Source organism: Mycobacterium sp. UM_Kg1, assembly GCF_000972925.1.
Classification (GTDB): domain Bacteria; phylum Actinomycetota; class Actinomycetes; order Mycobacteriales; family Mycobacteriaceae; genus Mycobacterium; species Mycobacterium hiberniae.
In genome coordinates this window covers 1-657 of record NZ_JRMK01000335.1, presented here as the reverse complement: position 1 = coordinate 657, position 657 = coordinate 1, and the positions used below count along the sequence as shown (strand labels likewise).

Genomic DNA, 657 nt, shown 5'->3' with positions numbered 1-657 from the left:
GACGGCGCCGTACCCGCGACCTCCTGCAGCGAGGCGCCCCGCACCCATTCGGAGACCACCAGTCCGCCCGCACCGACGCGCACCACGTCGAGCACCCGGGCGATTCCGGGTGCGTCGATCTGACTGAGCCGCTGGGTTCGCGTGAGCACACCGGTGAGCTGGTCGTCGGGCATGGTCTGGTTCGGGTCGACGAACGTCAGCGCCACCTGCCGGTCCAGCGCGGTGTCCAGCGCCTGCCAGAACTGCAGCACCGGCGTGCCGCCGTGACGTACCAGCAGCCGGTAGCGACCGCCGGCGACGCTGCGCCCCGGCGTCAGCAAGCTGTCGTTGCTGGCCGGCCCGGGGGCCTCGGCGGCCCGCTGGGTGGATTGCGGAGCAACGGTCCTCGACGCGGCCCGAGACCCCGCCCCCTCCGAAGGAATGTTGGTCACCTCCGCACCTTTCGGTGTCCTGCCTCCGGCGATGTGCTCCGGAGGCATGTGCGCGGCGGGATTGTTTGTCACATCCCCGCCGACTGTGGGCAAACAGTTGTGCTCAGCGTACGGGACGTCGAGATCGCGAGCAGCCGGGTTGGGCGCGCCGGCCTGCGGCGCCCGGGCACCGATCCGTCGGCGGACCGCGGCCAGTGCGGCCACGGCTTCGGGCACCCCGGCGCGC

The 657-nt window shown here is 72.6% G+C and carries 1 protein-coding gene; it reads right to left on the bottom strand.

The features are described 5' to 3' along the window. Window positions 1–431, bottom strand: a 431-nt coding sequence (locus LI92_RS21420; RefSeq protein ID WP_502691493.1) for a protein kinase family protein, incomplete at its 3' end; no start/stop codon positions are given. Window positions 432–657: the final 226 nt, after the last annotated feature.